The organism is Inquilinus sp. NPDC058860, assembly GCF_042743185.1.
In the GTDB taxonomy this organism is placed as follows: domain Bacteria; phylum Pseudomonadota; class Alphaproteobacteria; order DSM-16000; family Inquilinaceae; genus Inquilinus.
This window is the reverse complement of sequence record NZ_JBHYMS010000003.1, coordinates 184,579-201,284: the sequence shown is the minus strand read 5'-3', so window position 1 is coordinate 201,284 and position 16,706 is coordinate 184,579. Positions and strand designations below refer to the sequence as shown.

At 71.4% G+C, this 16,706-nt stretch carries 16 protein-coding genes; 2 read left to right on the top strand and 14 right to left on the bottom strand.

Annotated features, from left to right (window positions below; translation table 11 throughout):
* Positions 1-57 precede the first annotated feature (57 nt).
* The 5 genes from ACFW16_RS03720 to ACFW16_RS03700 form a co-directional block, all read right to left on the bottom strand.
* Positions 58-288 carry a hypothetical protein gene (locus ACFW16_RS03720; protein WP_380301989.1) on the bottom strand — a complete coding sequence of 77 codons (231 nt, stop codon included), beginning with the start codon at positions 286-288 and terminating at the stop codon, positions 58-60.
* Between the two features lie 16 nt (positions 289-304).
* Positions 305-1,333, bottom strand: a complete 1,029-nt coding sequence (locus tag ACFW16_RS03715; RefSeq protein ID WP_380301988.1) for an alpha/beta fold hydrolase — start codon at positions 1,331-1,333, stop codon at positions 305-307.
* 32 nt (positions 1,334-1,365) lie between these two features.
* Positions 1,366-1,782, bottom strand: a complete 417-nt coding sequence (locus ACFW16_RS03710; protein ID WP_380301986.1) for an organic hydroperoxide resistance protein — start codon at positions 1,780-1,782, stop codon at positions 1,366-1,368.
* Positions 1,779-2,342, bottom strand: coding sequence for a helix-turn-helix domain-containing protein (locus tag ACFW16_RS03705; protein ID WP_380301984.1), 564 nt, complete (start codon positions 2,340-2,342; stop codon positions 1,779-1,781). Before ACFW16_RS03705 ends, ACFW16_RS03710 begins: the two co-directional genes overlap by 4 nt.
* A 154-nt stretch (positions 2,343-2,496) precedes the next feature.
* Positions 2,497-3,780, bottom strand: coding sequence for an epoxide hydrolase family protein (locus ACFW16_RS03700; protein ID WP_380301982.1), 1,284 nt, complete (start codon positions 3,778-3,780; stop codon positions 2,497-2,499).
* Positions 3,781-3,979: 199 nt separating this feature from the next.
* Between ACFW16_RS03700 and ACFW16_RS03695 the strand changes: the two genes are divergently transcribed.
* Entirely contained in the window at positions 3,980-6,820 is a 2,841-nt protein-coding gene (locus ACFW16_RS03695) for an ATP-binding protein (RefSeq protein WP_380301980.1), read from the top strand.
* Positions 6,821-6,881: 61 nt separating this feature from the next.
* On the opposite strand, the gene ACFW16_RS03690 is transcribed toward ACFW16_RS03695, so the two are convergent.
* From ACFW16_RS03690 to ACFW16_RS03650, 9 genes are all read right to left on the bottom strand, one after another.
* Positions 6,882-7,307: an organic hydroperoxide resistance protein gene (locus tag ACFW16_RS03690; RefSeq protein ID WP_380301978.1), complete on the bottom strand. Its 426-nt coding sequence runs from the start codon at positions 7,305-7,307 to the stop codon at positions 6,882-6,884.
* Positions 7,308-7,401: 94 nt separating this feature from the next.
* Positions 7,402-8,379, bottom strand: a complete 978-nt coding sequence (locus tag ACFW16_RS03685; protein WP_380301976.1) for a heparin lyase I family protein — start codon at positions 8,377-8,379, stop codon at positions 7,402-7,404.
* 104 nt (positions 8,380-8,483) lie between these two features.
* Positions 8,484-9,449, bottom strand: coding sequence for a heparin lyase I family protein (locus ACFW16_RS03680; RefSeq protein WP_380301974.1), 966 nt, complete (start codon positions 9,447-9,449; stop codon positions 8,484-8,486).
* 45 nt (positions 9,450-9,494) lie between these two features.
* Positions 9,495-10,292: an ABC transporter permease gene (locus ACFW16_RS03675; RefSeq protein WP_380301972.1), complete on the bottom strand. Its 798-nt coding sequence runs from the start codon at positions 10,290-10,292 to the stop codon at positions 9,495-9,497.
* Between the two features lie 2 nt (positions 10,293-10,294).
* Complete coding sequence (locus ACFW16_RS03670) at positions 10,295-11,197, bottom strand: ABC transporter permease (protein WP_380301970.1); 903 nt, start codon at positions 11,195-11,197, stop codon at positions 10,295-10,297.
* Positions 11,194-12,246: an ABC transporter ATP-binding protein gene (locus tag ACFW16_RS03665; RefSeq protein ID WP_380301968.1), complete on the bottom strand. Its 1,053-nt coding sequence runs from the start codon at positions 12,244-12,246 to the stop codon at positions 11,194-11,196. Before ACFW16_RS03665 ends, ACFW16_RS03670 begins: the two co-directional genes overlap by 4 nt.
* Before the next feature lie 67 nt (positions 12,247-12,313).
* Complete coding sequence (locus ACFW16_RS03660; RefSeq protein WP_380301966.1) at positions 12,314-13,414, bottom strand: PotD/PotF family extracellular solute-binding protein; 1,101 nt, start codon at positions 13,412-13,414, stop codon at positions 12,314-12,316.
* Between the two features lie 34 nt (positions 13,415-13,448).
* Complete coding sequence (locus tag ACFW16_RS03655) at positions 13,449-14,636, bottom strand: aminotransferase (protein WP_380301964.1); 1,188 nt, start codon at positions 14,634-14,636, stop codon at positions 13,449-13,451.
* A 167-nt stretch (positions 14,637-14,803) separates the two neighbouring features.
* Positions 14,804-15,658 carry a dimethylarginine dimethylaminohydrolase family protein gene (locus ACFW16_RS03650; RefSeq protein ID WP_380301962.1) on the bottom strand — a complete coding sequence of 285 codons (855 nt, stop codon included), beginning with the start codon at positions 15,656-15,658 and terminating at the stop codon, positions 14,804-14,806.
* A 116-nt stretch (positions 15,659-15,774) separates the two neighbouring features.
* On the opposite strand from ACFW16_RS03650, the gene ACFW16_RS03645 reads away from it, so the two are divergent.
* A complete protein-coding gene (locus ACFW16_RS03645) occupies positions 15,775-16,701 on the top strand; it encodes a LysR family transcriptional regulator (RefSeq protein ID WP_380301960.1) in 927 nt (308 codons plus the stop codon).
* Positions 16,702-16,706 lie beyond the last annotated feature (5 nt).

Here is a 16,706-nt window from a genome sequence, read left to right as displayed (position 1 = left end):
GATATATTCATTTGAATATCACGATGGGCCGCGGTCCGAGGGCCGTCAACGATATATTCAAGTGGATATATCGTATTGGCCGGCACCCGCTCCTTTCTTGCCCCCCTTCCGCGAGGGGAGGGGCCCCCCATCTTCTCTCTCGGTCGATGTCGGCCGGGTGCCCAGCCGGGCCACCGGCGCCGGGGCGTAGCGGACCTGCTCGCCCAGCGCGCCGCAGGCGGCGGTGAAGGCGCCTGCGGCGCCGAGCATGGCGCCGGCAGCGAAGCGGCGGAGGAACGACAGGCTCATCGCGAACCTCCCGAGGTCAGAGCCTGGTGGCGTCGAGCACCGCCTGGGCGAAGGCCTGCGGGGCCTCCTGCGGCAGGTTGTGGCCGATACCGCCGGTGACGGTGCGGTGTTGGTACGTGCCCGAGAACTTGCCGCGATAGGCCGCGGGCTCCGGGTGCGGCGCGCCGTTGGCGTCGCCTTCCATGGTGATCGTCGGCACGGCGATCACCGGCCCCTGGGCCAGCTTCTGCTCCAGCTCGTCGTAGCGCTTCTCGCCCTCGGCCAGGCCGATGCGCCAGCGGTAGTTGTGGATCACGATGTCGACATGGTCCGGGTTTTCGAAGGCCGAGGCGCTGCGGTCGAAGGTGGCGTCGTCGAACTGCCATTGCGGCGATGCGAGCTGCCAGATCAGCCTGTTGAAGTCGTGCCGGTTCTGGCTGTAGCCCTCGCGGCCGCGCTCGGTGGCGAAGTAGAACTGGTACCACCACTGGAATTCGGCCTTTGGCGGCAGCGGCTTCTTGCCGGCGGCGACGCTGCCGATCAGGTAGCCGCTGACCGAGACCAGCGCCCGGCAGCGCTCCGGCCACAGCGCCGCGACGATGCAGGCGGTGCGGGCGCCCCAGTCGAAGCCGGCGATGACCGCCTGCGGGATCTTCAGCGCATCCATCAGGGCGATGGTGTCGACCGCGAGGGCCGCCGGCTCGCCGTTGCGGACCGTCGCCTCCGACCGGATCCGGGTGGTGCCGTAGCCGCGCAGATACGGGATGATCACCCGATAGCCGGCCTTCGCCAGCAGGGGCGCGACGTCGACGAAGCTGTAGATGTCGTAGGGCCAGCCATGCAGCAGCAGCACCACCGGGCCGTCGGCCGGGCCGGCCTCGGCATAGCCGACGGTCAGGTCGCCGGCGTCGATCTGCTTCAGCGGGCCGAAGCCGGCGCCGGACCCGGCCGGGGCGGCCATGGTCTGCGCGGCGGCCGGGCCGATCGAGACGAAGGGGGCGGCGGCCAGCGCCGTCAGCGCGGTGCCGAACAGGCGGCGGCGCGGGAGATCGATGTCTTCGGGCATGGGGGGCTTCCTTCGGGACCGGCAGGGGCGGCTCAGATCAGGGTCAGGGTGACGTCGATGTTGCCGCGGGTGGCCTTGGAGTAGGGGCAGATCCGGTGCGCGGCCTCGACCACGGCCTGGGCGACCTCGCGGTCCAGGCCGGGCAGGCTGACGGTCAGCCGGGCCTGCAGGAAGAAGGCGCCGTCGGTGGTGCCCAGGTCGACCTCGGCATCGACCGCCCGGTCGGCCGGCAGGGTGACCCTCATCTCGCTTGCCGCGCGGCCCATCGCGCCGATGAAGCAGGCCGACCAGCCGGCGGCGAACAGCTGCTCCGGATTGGTGCCGGTGCCCGGGCCGCCGGGGGGCGACAGCTTGATGTCCAGCCGGCCGTCCGAGCTGCGGGCCATGCCGTCGCGGCCGCCGGTGGTGTGGGTCCTGCCGGTGTACAGCACCTTTTCGATCTTGGTCATGACGGGCTCCTTTCCGATGTGGGTGGGGGCGTGACGGCCCCGGTCAGGTTGCGCCGGCGCCAGGCGCTCGGCGTCTCGCCGAACCAGCGCCGGAACAGCTTCGACAGATGCGACTGGCTGGCCAAGCCGCAGGCCAGCGCGATCTGGCTCAGCGGGTCGCGGGTGGTCAGCATCAGCCGCCGGGCTCGTTCCAGCCGCAGCCGGATGATGTAGCCGTGCGGGGTGGTGCCGAAGCTGTCCTTGAAGGCGCGGGCGAAGTGGCTGGTGCTCAGCGCCGCCTGCTCCGCCAGCTCCCCGATCCGCAGCGGACGATGAAGCGACCGCCTCAGATAGCGGTCGACCCGGCGCTTCTGCCATGGCGCCAGCCCGCCGCGGGTGCCTTCCGCCGCGCGCGACAGCGTCAGCAGCGTCACCAGCCGCACCGCGGCGGCGCGTGCGGCCTCCGGGTTGCGCACCAGGCCGCGGCGGACGTCCTCGATCAGCGCCGCGGCCGTCTCGGCCGGCCCCCAGGACGCGTCGACGGCCGAGGCCGCGAGGCTTGTCCCGTCCTTCTCCATCATCGTGTCCTCCAGGCCGTCTTCGATGCCCGATATCTACGCGCAGGCTCGGGAGGACGCTCGTTAGGGCTTGTGAGCCGTCGTTAGCGGTCGTCGGGCATGGCTGAGCACGGGCCTCGCAGCGGTGCGGGGCCCGTGTCGCGCCGGGAAGGGGCCGTCAGCGCAGCGAGCGGAAGGCGGCGCGGACCTCGGTGGCGAACAGCTCCGGCTCCTCCCAGGCGGCGAAATGGCCGCCCTTGTCGACCTCGTTGAAGTAGACGAGCTTGTGATAGGCGCGCTCGACCCAGCTGCGGGGGGCGCGGTAGATCTCGCCCGGGAAGATCGTCACTGCCGCGGGCAGGGAGATGTCCACCGCGTTGAAGTTGTTGGAATGATCCTCCCAGTAGATCCGCGCCGCGGAGGTGGCGCTGTCGGTGAGCCAGTACAGCGAGATGTCGTCCAGGATCTCGTCCCGGGTCAGGGATTTCTCCGGATCGCCGCCGCTGTAGGTCCATTGCGCGATCTTGTCGTACATCCAGGCGGCCTGGCCGACCGGCGAATCCGCCAGGGCGTAGCCGACGGTCTGCGGCCGGGTCACCATCATGGCCGCGTAGCCGGTGTTGTTCTGATAGAAATCGTTCAACTGGTCGTAGGCCGCCTTCTCTGGGGCCGGCAGTCCGGCCGGGGCGGGCAGGCCCTGCGACAGCAGCGGCTGCAGCTCGGCCGGCACCGTCGCCGGCATGTTGACATGGATGCCGATCAGCCCCGGTACGGTCTGCATCGCCATCCGGTGCGAGATCACCGACCCGCAATCACCGCCCTGGGACACGAAGCGCTTGTAGCCCAGCCGCGCCATCAACTCGCCCCAGGCGCGGGCGATGTGGTCGGAGCCCCAGCCGGTCCCGGTCGGCTTGCCGGAGAAGCCGAAGCCCGGCAGCGACGGCACCACGAGGTGGAACGCGTCCTCCGCGCTGCCGCCATGCGCCGTGGGGTCGGTCAGCGGACCGATCGCCTTCACCAGCTCCAGGATCGACCCCGGCCAGCCATGGGTCATGATCAGCGGCAGGGCGTTGTCGTGCTTCGAGCGGACATGGATGAACTGGATGTCGAGCCCGTCGATCTCGGTCACGAACATCGGCAGGGCGTTCAGCCTGGCCTCCACCTTGCGCCAGTCGTAATCCGTGCCCCAATAGCGCACCAGCGCCTGCAGCCGCGCCAGCTGCACGCCCTGCGACTGGTCGGCGACGGTCTCGCGGCCGGGCCAGCGCGTCGCCGCGATGCGCCGGCGCAGGTCGGCGAGAGCGACCTCCGGCATCTCGACGCGGAACGGGCGGATGGCGCTGCCCTGGGCGGCTGCTGCCAGCCGTGCGGGCAGGAGGCTCGGCGCACCGGCGGCGGCGATCGCGGTCGCGGAGGTCGCCAGGAAGCCGCGCCGGGTGGCGGGCGGCACTGCGTCGGACATGATCGTTCCTCTGCTGCGGGGCGGACGGCCCGTGACGAGGCCGTTCCGGGCGCGACCCTAGCGCCGCGGCCGTGCCTGTGCTTTCACGGGACCGCCGGGTTTGCCGCCGATTGCTGAATTCTGTGTCGGGCCTTCGGTGGTGCGGCGCCGGGCCTTCCCCTACGATGCGGCCGAGTCAGGCCGTGGCGGAGAGTTGCGAATGATCATCGGGCCGGCGCAGGACGTGTTCTCCTTCGGTCCGTTCCGCCTGGCCGCGGGCGAGCGGCTGCTGACCCGGGGCGGCGCGCCGGTCGATCTCGGCGCGCGGGCGCTGGACATCCTGGTCGCCCTGGTCTCCCGCCCGAACGAGCCGGTCGGCAAGCGCGAGCTGATGGCCGAGGTGTGGCCCGACGTGACGGTCGAGGAGGGCAGCCTGCGCTTCCACATCGTCGGGCTGCGCAAGGCGCTGGGCGATGGGCAGGACGGCGCGCGGTACATCGCCACCCTGCCGGGCCGCGGATACTGCTTCGTCGCGCCGGTGCTGCGGTCCTCCGGCGCGTCGGACCGGCCAGCGACGGCCGGCGCCGCCGCCACCGGCGCCACCTTCCTGCCGGCGCGGCTGGCGCGGATGGTGGGGCGGGAGGAGAGCGTGCGGGCGCTGTCGGCCCAGCTCGCCGCGGCGCGCTTCGTCACCATCACCGGCCCCGGCGGGGTCGGCAAGACCACCGTGGCGGCCGCGGTCGCGCATGAGCTGCTGGAGTCCTTCGCCGGGGCCGCCCTGTTCGTCGATCTCGGGCTGCAGACCGATCCGGGCATGGTCCCGGTGGCGGTGGCGTCGATGCTGGGGCTGCCGATCCAGTCGGAAGATCCTGCGCCCGGCCTGATCGGCTATCTGCGCAATCGGCGCTTCCTGCTGGTGCTCGACAGCTGCGAGCATGTCATCGACGGCGCGGCCGGCCTCGCCGCCGACCTCTTCCGGGCCGCGCCCGGGGTCCACATCCTGGCCACCAGCCGGGAGGCGCTGCGGGTCGAGGGCGAGCAGGTCCACCCCCTGGCGCCGCTGGCCAGCCCGCCGGACGATCCCGGCCTGACCGCCGCGGCGGCGAGGGAATTCCCCGCCGCCCGGCTGTTCCTGGAGCGCGCCGCGGCGGCCGGCGCCCCGCTCGAGCTCGGGGACGCGGACGCCGCGCTGGTGGCGGAGATCTGCCGCAGGCTCGACGGGGTGGCCCTGGCGATCGAGCTGGCGGCCGGGCGGGTCCAGGCCTATGGCCTGCGGCAGACCGCGGCCCTGCTGGACCAGCGCCTGCCCCTGTCCTGGCCCGGGCAGCGCGACGCGCCGCCGCGGCAGCGGACGCTGCAGGCCACGCTGGACTGGAGCTACGGCCTGCTGTCGGAGCCGGAACGCCTGGTGCTGCGCCGGCTCGCCGCATTCGTCGGCCCGTTCACGATCGAGGCGGCGCTGGGCGTGACGACCGGCGGGGCCGTGGACGACGCCGTTCTCTTCGCCGCCATCGACAGCCTGGTCGCGAAGTCGATGGTCGCGACCCGCCCGGCCGGCGCGATGATGCGCTACCGCCTGCTGGACACCACGCGCGCCTATGCCCTGCAGATCGCCGGCGACGCCGAGCGCGCCGATCTGGCCGCGCGCCACGCCGGCTATTACCGGCGCTGGCTGGAGCAGCTCGGCGGCGAATGGCCGGCCCTGTCGAACGCGGCGGAGCGGGGGCCGTACCTGTCCGCCATGAACAATGTGCGCGCCGCCCTGGAATGGTGCTTCGGCCCCGGCGGCGATGCCGGCCTCGGCGTCGCGCTGGCCGCGGCGGCGGCGCCGGTCTTCCTGGCGATGTCGCTGCTGACCGAATGCCGGCGCTGGTCGGAGCGGGCGATCCGCGCCCTCGACGACGCCACTGGCGGCGCCGCCGAGAAGATGCATCTGCAGGCGGCGCTGGGAATGGCGCTGATGTTCCTGCAGGGCGGCAGCGACGCGGCCCGCGCGGCGCTGGAGCGGGCCCTGGCGATCGCCGAGGCCCGCGGGGACGGCGCCGGCCAGCTGGTGGTGCTGGGCCCGCTGCACATGTTCCATCTGCGGACCGGGGCGTTCGACATCGCCCTGGAGCTGGGGAAGCGGGGCTCCGCCCTGGCCGGCTCGGTCGAGGACCCAGCGGCCGCGGCGCTGGCGCATTTCCTGCTCGGTATCTCGCTGCACCTGGCCGGCGAACTCGGCGGGGCGCGCGTGGCGCTGGAGGCGGCGCTGCGGCACCAGCCGGGCGGGCCGCGGGCCAGCACGATCCATCTCGGCTTCGAGGGCCAGAACCCGTCGGGCGCCATCCTGGCCCGCACCCTGTGGCTGCAGGGCCACCCGGCCCAGGCCGTGGAGCAGGCACGCCGCGCCGTGCACGAGGCCGAGCGGATGGACCATCCGGTCACGCTGTCCGTCGCCATGATCTGGGCGATCACCGTCTATCTCTGGACCGGCGACCTCCGCAGCGCGGAGCAGCATGTGGCCTGGTTCACCGCCCGCGCCGGGTCCCATTCGCTCGGACCCTATCTCGCCGTCGGGCAGGCCTTCGCCGGGGCGCTGGCGCTCCGCCGTGGCGATGCCGAGGCGGGTGTCGGGGAACTGCAGGCTGGCCTGGCGACGCTGCGCGGCGCGCGCTACGAGGTGCTGACCACGATACTCGAGATCGCGCTGGCCGAAGGGCTTGCGGCGACCGGCCGGGCGGCCGAGGGCCTGGCCCTGGTGGACGAGACGATTTGCCGGGTCGAGGCCCGCGGCGACCTCGTCTACGGGCCGGAGCTGCTGCGGGTAAAGGGACGGCTCTTGCAGGCGACGCCGCAAGCCGCGGAGGCCTGCTTCCGGCAGTCGCTGGACTGGAGCCGGAGCCAGGGTGCCTCGGCCTGGGAGCTGCGAACCGCGACCGATCTCGCTTCGCTGCTGGCCGGCGAGGGCCGGCGCGGCGAGGCCGCGGCGCTGCTGCGGCCGGTGTTCGACCGCTTCACCGAAGGTGCGGAGACCGCGGATCTGCAGGCGGCCGCCCGCCTGCTGGCGGCCTTCGGATAGAGAGGGCCGTGGCGGCCGGGATCGGGTCCCGGCCGCCGGTGCGGGTCAGGCCCCTTGGGCGTCAGGCGATGTGCAGCCGGACGTCGACATTGTTGCGGGTGGCGTTGGAGTACGGGCAGACGTGGTGCGCCTTCTCCACCAGCTCCTGCGCCTTGGCCTTGTCCAGCCCGGGCAGCGAGACCGTCAGGTCGACATCGATGCCGAAGCCGCCCGGGATCTCGCCGATGCCGACCTCGGCCTTGACCGAGGCGTCGGGCGAGATCTGCACCTTCTCCTTGCCGGCGACAAACTTCAGGGCGCCCAGGAAGCAGGCGGAATAGCCGGAGGCGAACAGCTGCTCCGGATTGGTGGCACCGCCCTTGCCGCCCATCTCCGTCGGTACCGCCAAGGCCAGGTCGATGATGCCGTCGGAGGATTTGGACCGTCCGTCGCGGCCGCCGGTCGAGGTGGCGGTGGCCTTATAGATGATCTTCTCAGGCTTGCTCATTGCACGCTCCTGGGTTGGGCCGCACCGGCGATGCGGCCAGGGGACGACGGTACAGACATGGGGCGGCGGCCCGAGGCTGCCACCCGATCCGACGTTAGCGATCGAAGCGCCGGGGATCGACCGCGGCGAAGTCGTCGCCGCGGGTGAAGTTGTCGAACCGCACCACCAGCGGCGCCGGCGACGGGTCGCGATAGGGCCCGAACTTGAAGTACTGGTTGCCGCCGCCGGGGAAGCCGACCGGGCCGTGCACGGCGGCGATCAGCCGGCCGTTCGCCCAGACCTCCACCAGATCGTCCGACCGGCCGGCGACGCGCAGATGCACCACCATGTCGACCCAGGCGCCGAAGGGCGAAGGCAGAGATGCCTTGCGGTCGATGGCGAGGCCGCGGCTGCATTCGGCGCTGCGGTCGGCCGGCAGCTCCGCCCCCAGCTCGTCGGCGCCGCCATGCAGGAAGCTGCGGGTGCCGCCGGGGAAGTCGGAGAAGTCGTAGCCGTCCTGCCAGGCCACCAGCGCCCGGCATTGCTGGCCCGGCGACGGCCCCGCCTGCTCGATGGTCAGGTGGAACGCGCCGTTCTTGAAGCGCTGGGCCAGGAACGGGCTGCGGCTGCCGCTCTGCTTCCACTGGCCGATCACGAGCCGGTTGCCGTCGGCCGTCGCGGCCGGCCCGTCGATGCGGAAGCTGAAGCCGAACCAGCTCTCGGCGCCGGGGGGCTCGGTCGATTGCAGCCACAGCTCGGCGCGCTGGTCGTCCTCCGGCTCGAACACCGCGCCCGGCACGGTGTCGAGGCAGCCGCTGCGCCGACGCTGCACCTCGACCGAGGGAATGGCCGGCGGCATCGTGGCGTCCGGCAGCAGGGCCATGCCGGCGGCGTAGCGGCCGGACCGCACCAACGACTCCTCGATGAAGAAGCGGTTCTCCGCCCGCGGGCAGGGGGCCCAGATGTCCGGATCGATGCGACCCGATTCGAATCCATCGTTGATGTCGGCGCCAGGGGGCGCAGCGGCGGCCGGCGCCGCGGCGAGGATCAGGACGGCCGGCAGCAGAAGCCGCCGCGACAGGGCTGCGAGCATGATCGTCCCGGGGTGTCGGGCCGCGGGCAGGATAGGCGCGCGGCCGGGCGCGGCCAAGCGGCGGCCGGCCTCAGCAGCAGGGCGATCGAATCGACCGCTCGGCCTTATTGGTCGAACCGCCGGGGATCGACCTCCTCGAAGCTTCGGCCCAGGCCGAAATTGTCGAGATGGGCCACGACCGGAGTGTCGGCGGGGTCGCGATACGGCCCGATCTTGAAATACTGCCGGCCGCTGTCGCGGTAGCCCAGCCGGCCGCGCACCGTGACGATCTTCCGGCCGTTGGCCCAGACGTCGATCAGGTCGTCCGGCTGCGCGTCGACCTTGATGTGGACCACCATGTCGACCCAGGCGCCGTAGGGCGAGGGCAGCGACGCCGTGCGGTCGATGCTGAGATCGCTGCCGCAATCGGCGGTGTAGTCGGGCGGCAGCCTGGCGCCGGTCTCGTCGAAGCCGTCATGCAGGAAGCTCCGATGCGGCGGGAAGTCGGAGAAGTCGTAGCCGTCCTCCCAGGCCACCAGCACCCGGCACTGCTGCAGCCGGGCCGGCCCGTCCTGCTCCACCGTCAGGTAGAACTTGCGGTTGCGGAAGCGCTGGCCGAGGAACGGGCTGTACTGGCCGGCCTGCTTCCATTGCCCGACCAGCAGGCGCCGGCCGTCGGCCTCGGGCGCCGGCGGCGCGTCGATCCGGAAGCTGAAGCCGTACCAGAGGTCGGTGCCCTTCTCCTCGGTCTCGCGCAGCCACAGCTCGGCCCGCTGGTCGCTGCCGGCCATGAACTCCATGTCCGTGTCGGAATCGATGCAGCCGCTGCGCCGGTGCCCGGTGTTGATCGCCTCCACCTCGGGCGGCAGGTCCGGCGTCGGCAGCAGCGCCATGCCGGCCGAGTACTTGCCGGAGCGTGCCAGCATGTCGTCGATGAAGAAGCGTCCCTCCGGCCGCCGGCAGGGCGACCAGACCTGCGGCGGGATGCGCCCGCCCTCGAACCCGTCCATGAGCGGATCGGCGGGGGCCGGGGTGGCGGCCAGCAGGAGGACAAGGGCTGGCAGGTGCCACCGCAGGAAGGCTGCAAGCATGGATCAGTCGGGCCGCCGAATCGGGAAACGAAGCGGCAGGATAGGTCAACGCGGCGGCCGGGTGGCCCCGAGAAGACGCGGCAGGTCGCCGCGCCAGGCGACCAGCGAGAACACCAGCGCCGCCACCAGCACGAACAGCGCGGTCACCGCCGCCATCACCGGGGTGTAGCCGTAGCGCAGGGCGTTGAAGATCTTGATCGGCAGCGTCTCCACCGTCGACCCCGCCACCATGTAGGCGACGATGTACTCGTTCAGGCTCAGCACGAAGGCGAAGGCGTAGCCGGAGATGATGTAGGGCCTGACCGAGGGCAGCACGATGGTGCGGAACACCGTGCGCTCGTCCGCCCCCAGCGTGCGCGCCGCCTCCACCGCCGCCCGGTCGATCGAAGCCAGGCCGAGGGCGATGTTCACCAGCGGCAGGGTGACGAAGAAGATGCCGTGCGAGACGATGGTGGCGGCGATGTGCCCGTACAGCCCGACGATCTGCCAGAAGATCAGGAAGCCCAGCGCCGAGACCACCGGCGGCAGGATGAAGGGGGCGATGCCGAGGGTGTAGAGGGCGCGGCCCCATCGCGGGTTCCAGCGCCACAGGTACCAGGCCATCGGCAGCGCGATCGACACCGACAGGGCGGCCGCCAGCACGGCGATGATCACGCTGTTGCTCAGCGCGCCCACCCATTCCGGGTCCTGCAGCATCTCGCCGTACCAGGCGACGGACAGGCCCTGCGGCGGGAACAGCAGGCGCTTCTTCTCGTTCAGCGACACGCCGAGGATGACGATGATCGGCGCCAGCAGCACGGCCCCGATCAGGCCCATGTAGAGGCGGGAGAGCACGCGTCCCATGGTCAGCGCGCCCCTTTCGTCTTGCTCTGGCCGAGCAGCAGGGTCAGGCCGATCAAGGCCAGGCTGACCAGCACCAGGAACACCGCCAGCGCCGCGGCGAAGGGCACGTTCGATTGGTAGATCGCCTGGTCGGTGATCAGCACCGACAGGGTCCAGTGCTCCGGCTTGCCCAGCACCTGCGGCAGCACGTAGCAGCCGAGGGTGAAGACGAAGACCAGGATGGCCGTCGCCACGATCGCCTGGCGCAGCGACGGGATCACCACGGTGAAGAAACCGCGCAGCGGCGAGGCGCCGAGCGTGCGGGCGGCCTCGGTGATCTCGGGGTCGAGGCGGTTCACCGCCGGGTACAGCATCAGCACCGAATAGGGGAAGCCGATGAAGCACAGCCCCATCAGCAGGGCGCCGAAGCCCGGCGTCCAGGCCTCGGGCGTCGAGAGGATGCCGAGCGTGACCAGCAGGTTGGACAGGCCGGCCGACCGCGACAGCAGGATCGACCAGGCGAAGCCCATGATCACCTCGGACAGCGACAGGATCGACAGGATGCCAACCAGCCACGCCACCTGCGCCCGCCGGCGCGTGCGGCTGAGGCACCAGGTGAAGGGCACCGCCGCGGTGACGCAGACCACGGCGGCCAGCCCGCAGATCATCAGCGAGAAGCCCAGAACCCGGGTGAACAGCGGCGTCCAGAACCGGGCGTAGTTGTCCAGCTCGAAGGCCGGCTCGTACAGCCCGCCCTCGACCCGGTGGTAGAAGCTGAACGCCACCATGATCACGAAGGGGATCAGGAAGAACACGCACAGCATCGCCGCCGGCCACAGCGCCGGCAGCCGGGCGACCAGGCCGCGGGGCGCGTTCCGGGTCGTCGCGGGCTCGGCCGGTGCCGCAACCATGGCCGGCGCGGTCATGCCGCCAGCACCACGCAGGATTCGGGCGGCAGCTCGACCGTCACGGTCTGGCCGGCGGCGATCGGCGGCAGGTCCTTGCGCGCCGCGGCGGCGACGAGGCGGGTGCCGGCGCAGTCGACATAGACCTCGACCGAGTTGCCGACATCGCGCACGAAATCGACCGTGCCCGCCACCCGGTTCGGCCCGGCCTCGCCGGCCGGGCGCAGCTGCACCTCCTCCGGCCGCACCAAGAGGGTGGCGCCGGCGCCGGGCTTGAGCCCGTCCAGCCCCTCGCTCGCGGTCAGCACGGCGTCGCCGAGGCGCAGGGCCCCGCCGTCGACCCGGACCGGCAGCAGGTTGCCGGTGCCGATGAAGTCGGCGACGAAGGCATTGGCCGGGCGGCGGTAGATCTCCAGCGGCGCGCCGGCCTGCTGGATCCGGCCCTGGCCCATCACCACGATCACATCGGCCATGGTCATGGCCTCGCGCTGGTCGTGGGTGACCAGGATGGTGGTGACGCCCAGGCGCTGCTGCAGCTGCCGCAGCTCGATCTGCATCGCCTCGCGCAGCTTGGCGTCCAGCGCCGACAGCGGCTCGTCCAGAAGGAACAGGCTGGGGTCGATCGCCAGGGCCCGGGCGATGGCGACGCGCTGGCGCTGGCCGCCGGACAGCTGCGAGACGTGGCGGTCGGCCACGCCCGGCAGTTGCACCAGGGCCAGCAGCTCCTCCGCCCGCCGGCGCTGCGCCGCCTTGTCGGCGCCGCGGATGCGCAGGGCGTAGGCGATGTTCTCACCGACCGTCAGGTGGTCGAACAGCGCCAGCGACTGGAACACCATGCCGAAGTTGCGCTGGTGCGTCGGCACCGGGGTGACGTCGCGGCCGTCCAGCAGCAGCTGTCCCTTGGTCGGGGATTCGAGGCCGGCGATGATGCGCAGCAGCGTGGTCTTGCCGCAGCCCGACGGGCCGAGGAAGCAGACCAGCCTGCCGGCCGGGACGGCCAGGTCGACATCGGTGACGGCGGTGACCCGGCCGTAATCCTTGGCGATGCCCTGGAGGCGGAGCTCGTGCATGCGGCGCGGGTCCTGTCTCGGAGGTAAGGCCCCGGCCACGGGCTCCGCAGCCGGGGCGCGCTCTCTATCAGCCGGTGATCATCGCCGTCCACTTCTCCGCGACCCAGTCGCCGCGCTCGGTGTACAGCTCGTAGTCCGGGATGATCGGCTTGATGTCGCTGGAGACGGCGGCGAACTCCTCCGCCGACAGGGTCAGCATCTCGCGCGGCACGATCGGCGCCGTGCCGACCTTGCGCGACAGCAGCTCCTGCTGCGCCGGCTGGCACATGAAGTCGATGAAGACCTGCGCCTCCTCCAGCTTCTTCGACGCCTTGCTGACGGCCCAGGAGCCGCGATCGGACACGCCGCCCTCCTTCGGGAAGGTCGATCGCACCGGGAAGCCATCCTTGACCGCGAGGCCGGTGACGTCGTGATAGTACTCGCCCATCGGAATCTCGCCCGACTGCAGCGCATTCTGGAACTGGCCCTCGTCGCGGTACCACAGCGACACGTTCGGCTTCAGCTCGGCCAGCTTGGCCAGTACCTTCTCGACGCCCTCATTGGTCGCCAGGATGTCGGTGTTGCCGCCGAAATGGGTGTGGGCGGTGATCTCCAGCAGGAAGGAGTTGCTGGCCAGCGCCATCAGGCCCAGCTTGCCCTCGTTCGCCTTGTCCCACAGCGCCGCCCAGCTGGTCGGCGCCTCGGCATAGGTCTCGGTGTTGGTCACCAGCGTGATGAACCAGGCCACAGCCGCGACGCCGGCGATGCGGCCGTCGTCGTATTTGTTGATGAACTCCGGGAACACCTTCTCGGCGCCCGGGATCTTCGCCGGGTCCAGCGCCTGCCACAGGCCGGACTTGATGCCGCGCAGCATGGCCACCTGGGCCATCATCGACACGTCGGCCGGGGCCTCGCCGGCATTGGCCGCGGTCTGCAGCTGCACCAGCCAGGCCTCGCCGGTCGGCTCGCCGACGCCCTCGACCTTGATGCCGCTGGCCTTGGTGAACTCCGGGAAGACGTGCTTGCCGAAGCTCTCCTCGAAATAGCCGCCATAGGTGCCGATCTTGATGCTGCGCTCCTGCGCATGCACGAAGGGCGCCCGGCCGATCGTGGCCAGGGCGGCGCCGGCGGCGGACAGCTTCAGGAGCGTCCGCCGGCTCGGGGAAAAGCGATAGATCTCGCGGGTCATGAAACCTCCTCGTGCTTTCTTATGACGACATGTCCTAAGCGGCGTCGCGGGGCGACGCGAGCGCGGCGGTCAGCCGGTCGGCGACGATCGGGGCCGCGTCGCTGCCGACATTGGCGAAGGCGACGCGCAGGAACCGGTCCTGCCCCGGCCCGAACATGCTGCCCGGCAGGGTCAGCAGATTGTGCTCCAGCGCCAGGCCGCGGGCCACCGTGACCGCGTCGCGCTCGGGAAAAGGATGCTCGAGATAGGCGAAGAAGGCGCCCAGGCTGACCAGGCGCCAGCCCTCCAGCTGCGACAGGGCGGCGCGAAACACGGTCGCCCGCTCGCGCATCGGCGCGGTGTTGCCCTGGACCCAGCCGCCGAGCTGTTCCAAGCCGAACAGCGCCGCCTCCTGCCCGATGCGTGGGGCGCAGATGGCGACGCAGTCCATCGCCTTCTCGACCTGCGCCATCAGCGCCGGCCCGGCGGTCAGGGCGCCGACGCGGTGGCCGGTGATCGCGAAGACCTTGGAGAAGCTGTAGAGATGCACCACCGTCGAGCCCCAGTCCGGGTCCTCGAACAGGTCGTGCGGCCGGTCGTCGGTCGGCAGGAAGTCGATATAGGTCTCGTCCAGCACCAGGGCGATGCCGCGGCGCTTGGCCAGGTCGTAGAAGGCGCGCAGCGTCTCGGCGGGGTAGATGGCGCCGGTCGGGTTGTTCGGCGTCACCAGCACGATGGCGCGGGTGCGGTCGGTGATCAGGCGCGCCACCTCCTCGACATCCGGCACGCCGCCGGCATCGGGCCGGAAGGCCGGGTGCAGCGCCTCGATGCCGGTCGCGTCCAGCCACATGCGGTGGTTGAAGTAGTAGGGCAGGGGCAGCACCACCTGGTCGCCGGGGCGGGCCAGCGCCGCCATGGCCAGGCAGAAGGCCTGGTTGCAGCCAGCGGTGATCGCCACATTGGCCGGGCCGATGGCGCCGCCGTAATAGCGGGCGAAGCGCGCCGCCAGCGCCGCGCGCAGGGCCGGCAGGCCGAGGATCGCGGTGTAGCGGTGCATGGCGGGGTCGCGCAGCCGCTCGGCCAGATGCGCCGTCAGCGCGTCCGGCGGGGCGTAGCCCGGCACGGCCTGGGCCAGGTCGATCAGCGGCCGGTCGGCCGGGAAGACGCGGCCTTCGACCCAGCGCTGGGCCTCGGCGATCGGCGGCGCCGCGACCGCGGCGAGGAGGGGATTGAGCGTCGTCATCGGCTCTGATTTAGGTCTTTTCGGACAATCGCTGAACCAAAATTGTCATGCCCGGGCTTGACCCGGGCATCCAGAGGCTGTCGACATCTTCTGGATTGCCGGGTCAAGCCCGGCAATGACAATAAAGGGGCTGCGCTTATTCTGGGCATCTATTTTCTATCGCCTCACTATACCGGATCGCGCTTCAGCGGCATGGTCATGCAATGGATGCTGCCGCCGCCGGCCGCCAGCAGGTCCAGCTCCGGCTCCAGCACCGTCAGCCCCTCGGCCCGCAGCACGGCGTTCACCCGGGCGCTGTGCTTCGGCGACAGCACCCGGTCGCGGCCCAGCGCCAGCAGGTTGCAGCCCATCCGCATCACCTCCTTGTAGCTGACGTCGACCAGCCGGATGCGGTGGCCGCGCAGCCAGTCCAGCAGGCCGTCGTCCAGCACCTCGGTGCAGGCCACGGCCAGCCCGTCTGCGGCCATGCAGAAGATCACGTCGAGATGCAGGAAATGCTCGGGGAAGGGCTCGACCCGCGCCTCCCAGCCCTCGGCCTCGAACCAGCGGGCGAACTGGCGGGCGCCGGCCTCGTTGGTGCGCTCGCCGGAGCTGCCGATCAGCACCAGGCCGGGGCGGATGATGTGGATGTCGCCCCCCTCCAGCGTGCCGTCGGTGGCATACCGCCAGATGCCGCCATGCCGCTGGTAGAACTCGATCACCGAGGCGTATTCGCCGCGGCGCTGCGGCCGGAACAGCTGGGTCACCACCGGGCCCCAGGGTGTCACCTGGCTCGAATCCCTGGTGTAGACCTGATAGGGCAGGTGCGGCTCGAGCTCGAGGTAGTGGCAGGTGACGCCGGCGGTCTCCAGGGCGTCGACCATCTGCCGGTATTGGCCCTGCACCCGCTGGTGGTCATAGGCCGATCCGGCCTCCAGCGTGGCCCGGGCGATGCTGTTGGTCGGCTGCCAGGCATAGTGCTCCGGCGTCGCCAGCAGCACGTCGCGCAGCACGCCGGTCTCGGAATCCAGGGTCCAGGTCACGCCAAGCCTCGCCGTCAGCACCGTTTCGTTGCCGGAAGGATGGCAAATGTCATGGCGCTGAAAAATAGCGCCGTCACGACGTTCACTTCGCAATTTCTCGATGTAATCTCGTCGGCATGAAGAACGTTTCCGATGTTGAGCTGCGGCTGCTGCGGATCTTCGTCACCGTGGCCGACGCCGGCGGCTTCGCCGCGGCGCAGGCGGCGCTGAACCTCGGCGCCTCCACGGTGTCGACGCAGATGGCGCAGCTCGAGCGGCGGCTCGGCGCCCGGCTGTGCGAGCGCGGCCGCTCCGGCTTCTGGCTGACCGAGAAGGGGCGGACGGTCTATGACGCGGCGCGCCGCCTGCTCGACGCGGTCGAGGCGTTCCGCGGCGAGGCGTCGACCCTCGATGCCCGCCTGGCCGGCGACCTGCGGGTCGGGTTCCTCGACGCCACCGCCGGCGATCCGGGGGCGCCGGTGATCCCGGCGCTGCGCCGCTTCGGCGGCCGCGACCACCGGGTGCATCTGCACCTGACCGTCGACACCCCGCCGATGCTGGAGAAGCTGCTGCTCGACGGCCGGCTGGACCTGGCCGTGGGCAGCTTTCCGCGCCGCGTCCCGGGCCTGACCTACACGCCGCTGTACCCGGAGCGGCACCGCTTCTACTGCGGCGCCGGGCACCGGCTGTTCGACGCGCCCGACACGCTCGACCTCCTGGCCGAGATCCGGCGCGAGCGGCTGATCACCCGCGGCTACTGGAACCTCAGCGACCTGACCCGGCTCGGCCTGTCCGAAGCCTCCGCGGCGGCCACGGTCGACGCCATGGAGGCGCAGGCGATCCTGGTGCTGTCCGGCGGCTATCTCGGCTTCCTGCCGGTGCATTACGCCGCGGGCTGGGTGGCGGAAGGGCGGCTGCGGGCGCTGCTGCCGGAGATCCTGCAATACGACGCGCCGTTCGAGATCGTCACCCGCAAGGGCGTCACCGTCTCCCGCGCGGCGCAGATGCTGATCCAGGACCTGCAGGCGTCGCGGACGCACCCGCCCGCGACGCCGCCGGCCTAGAATCC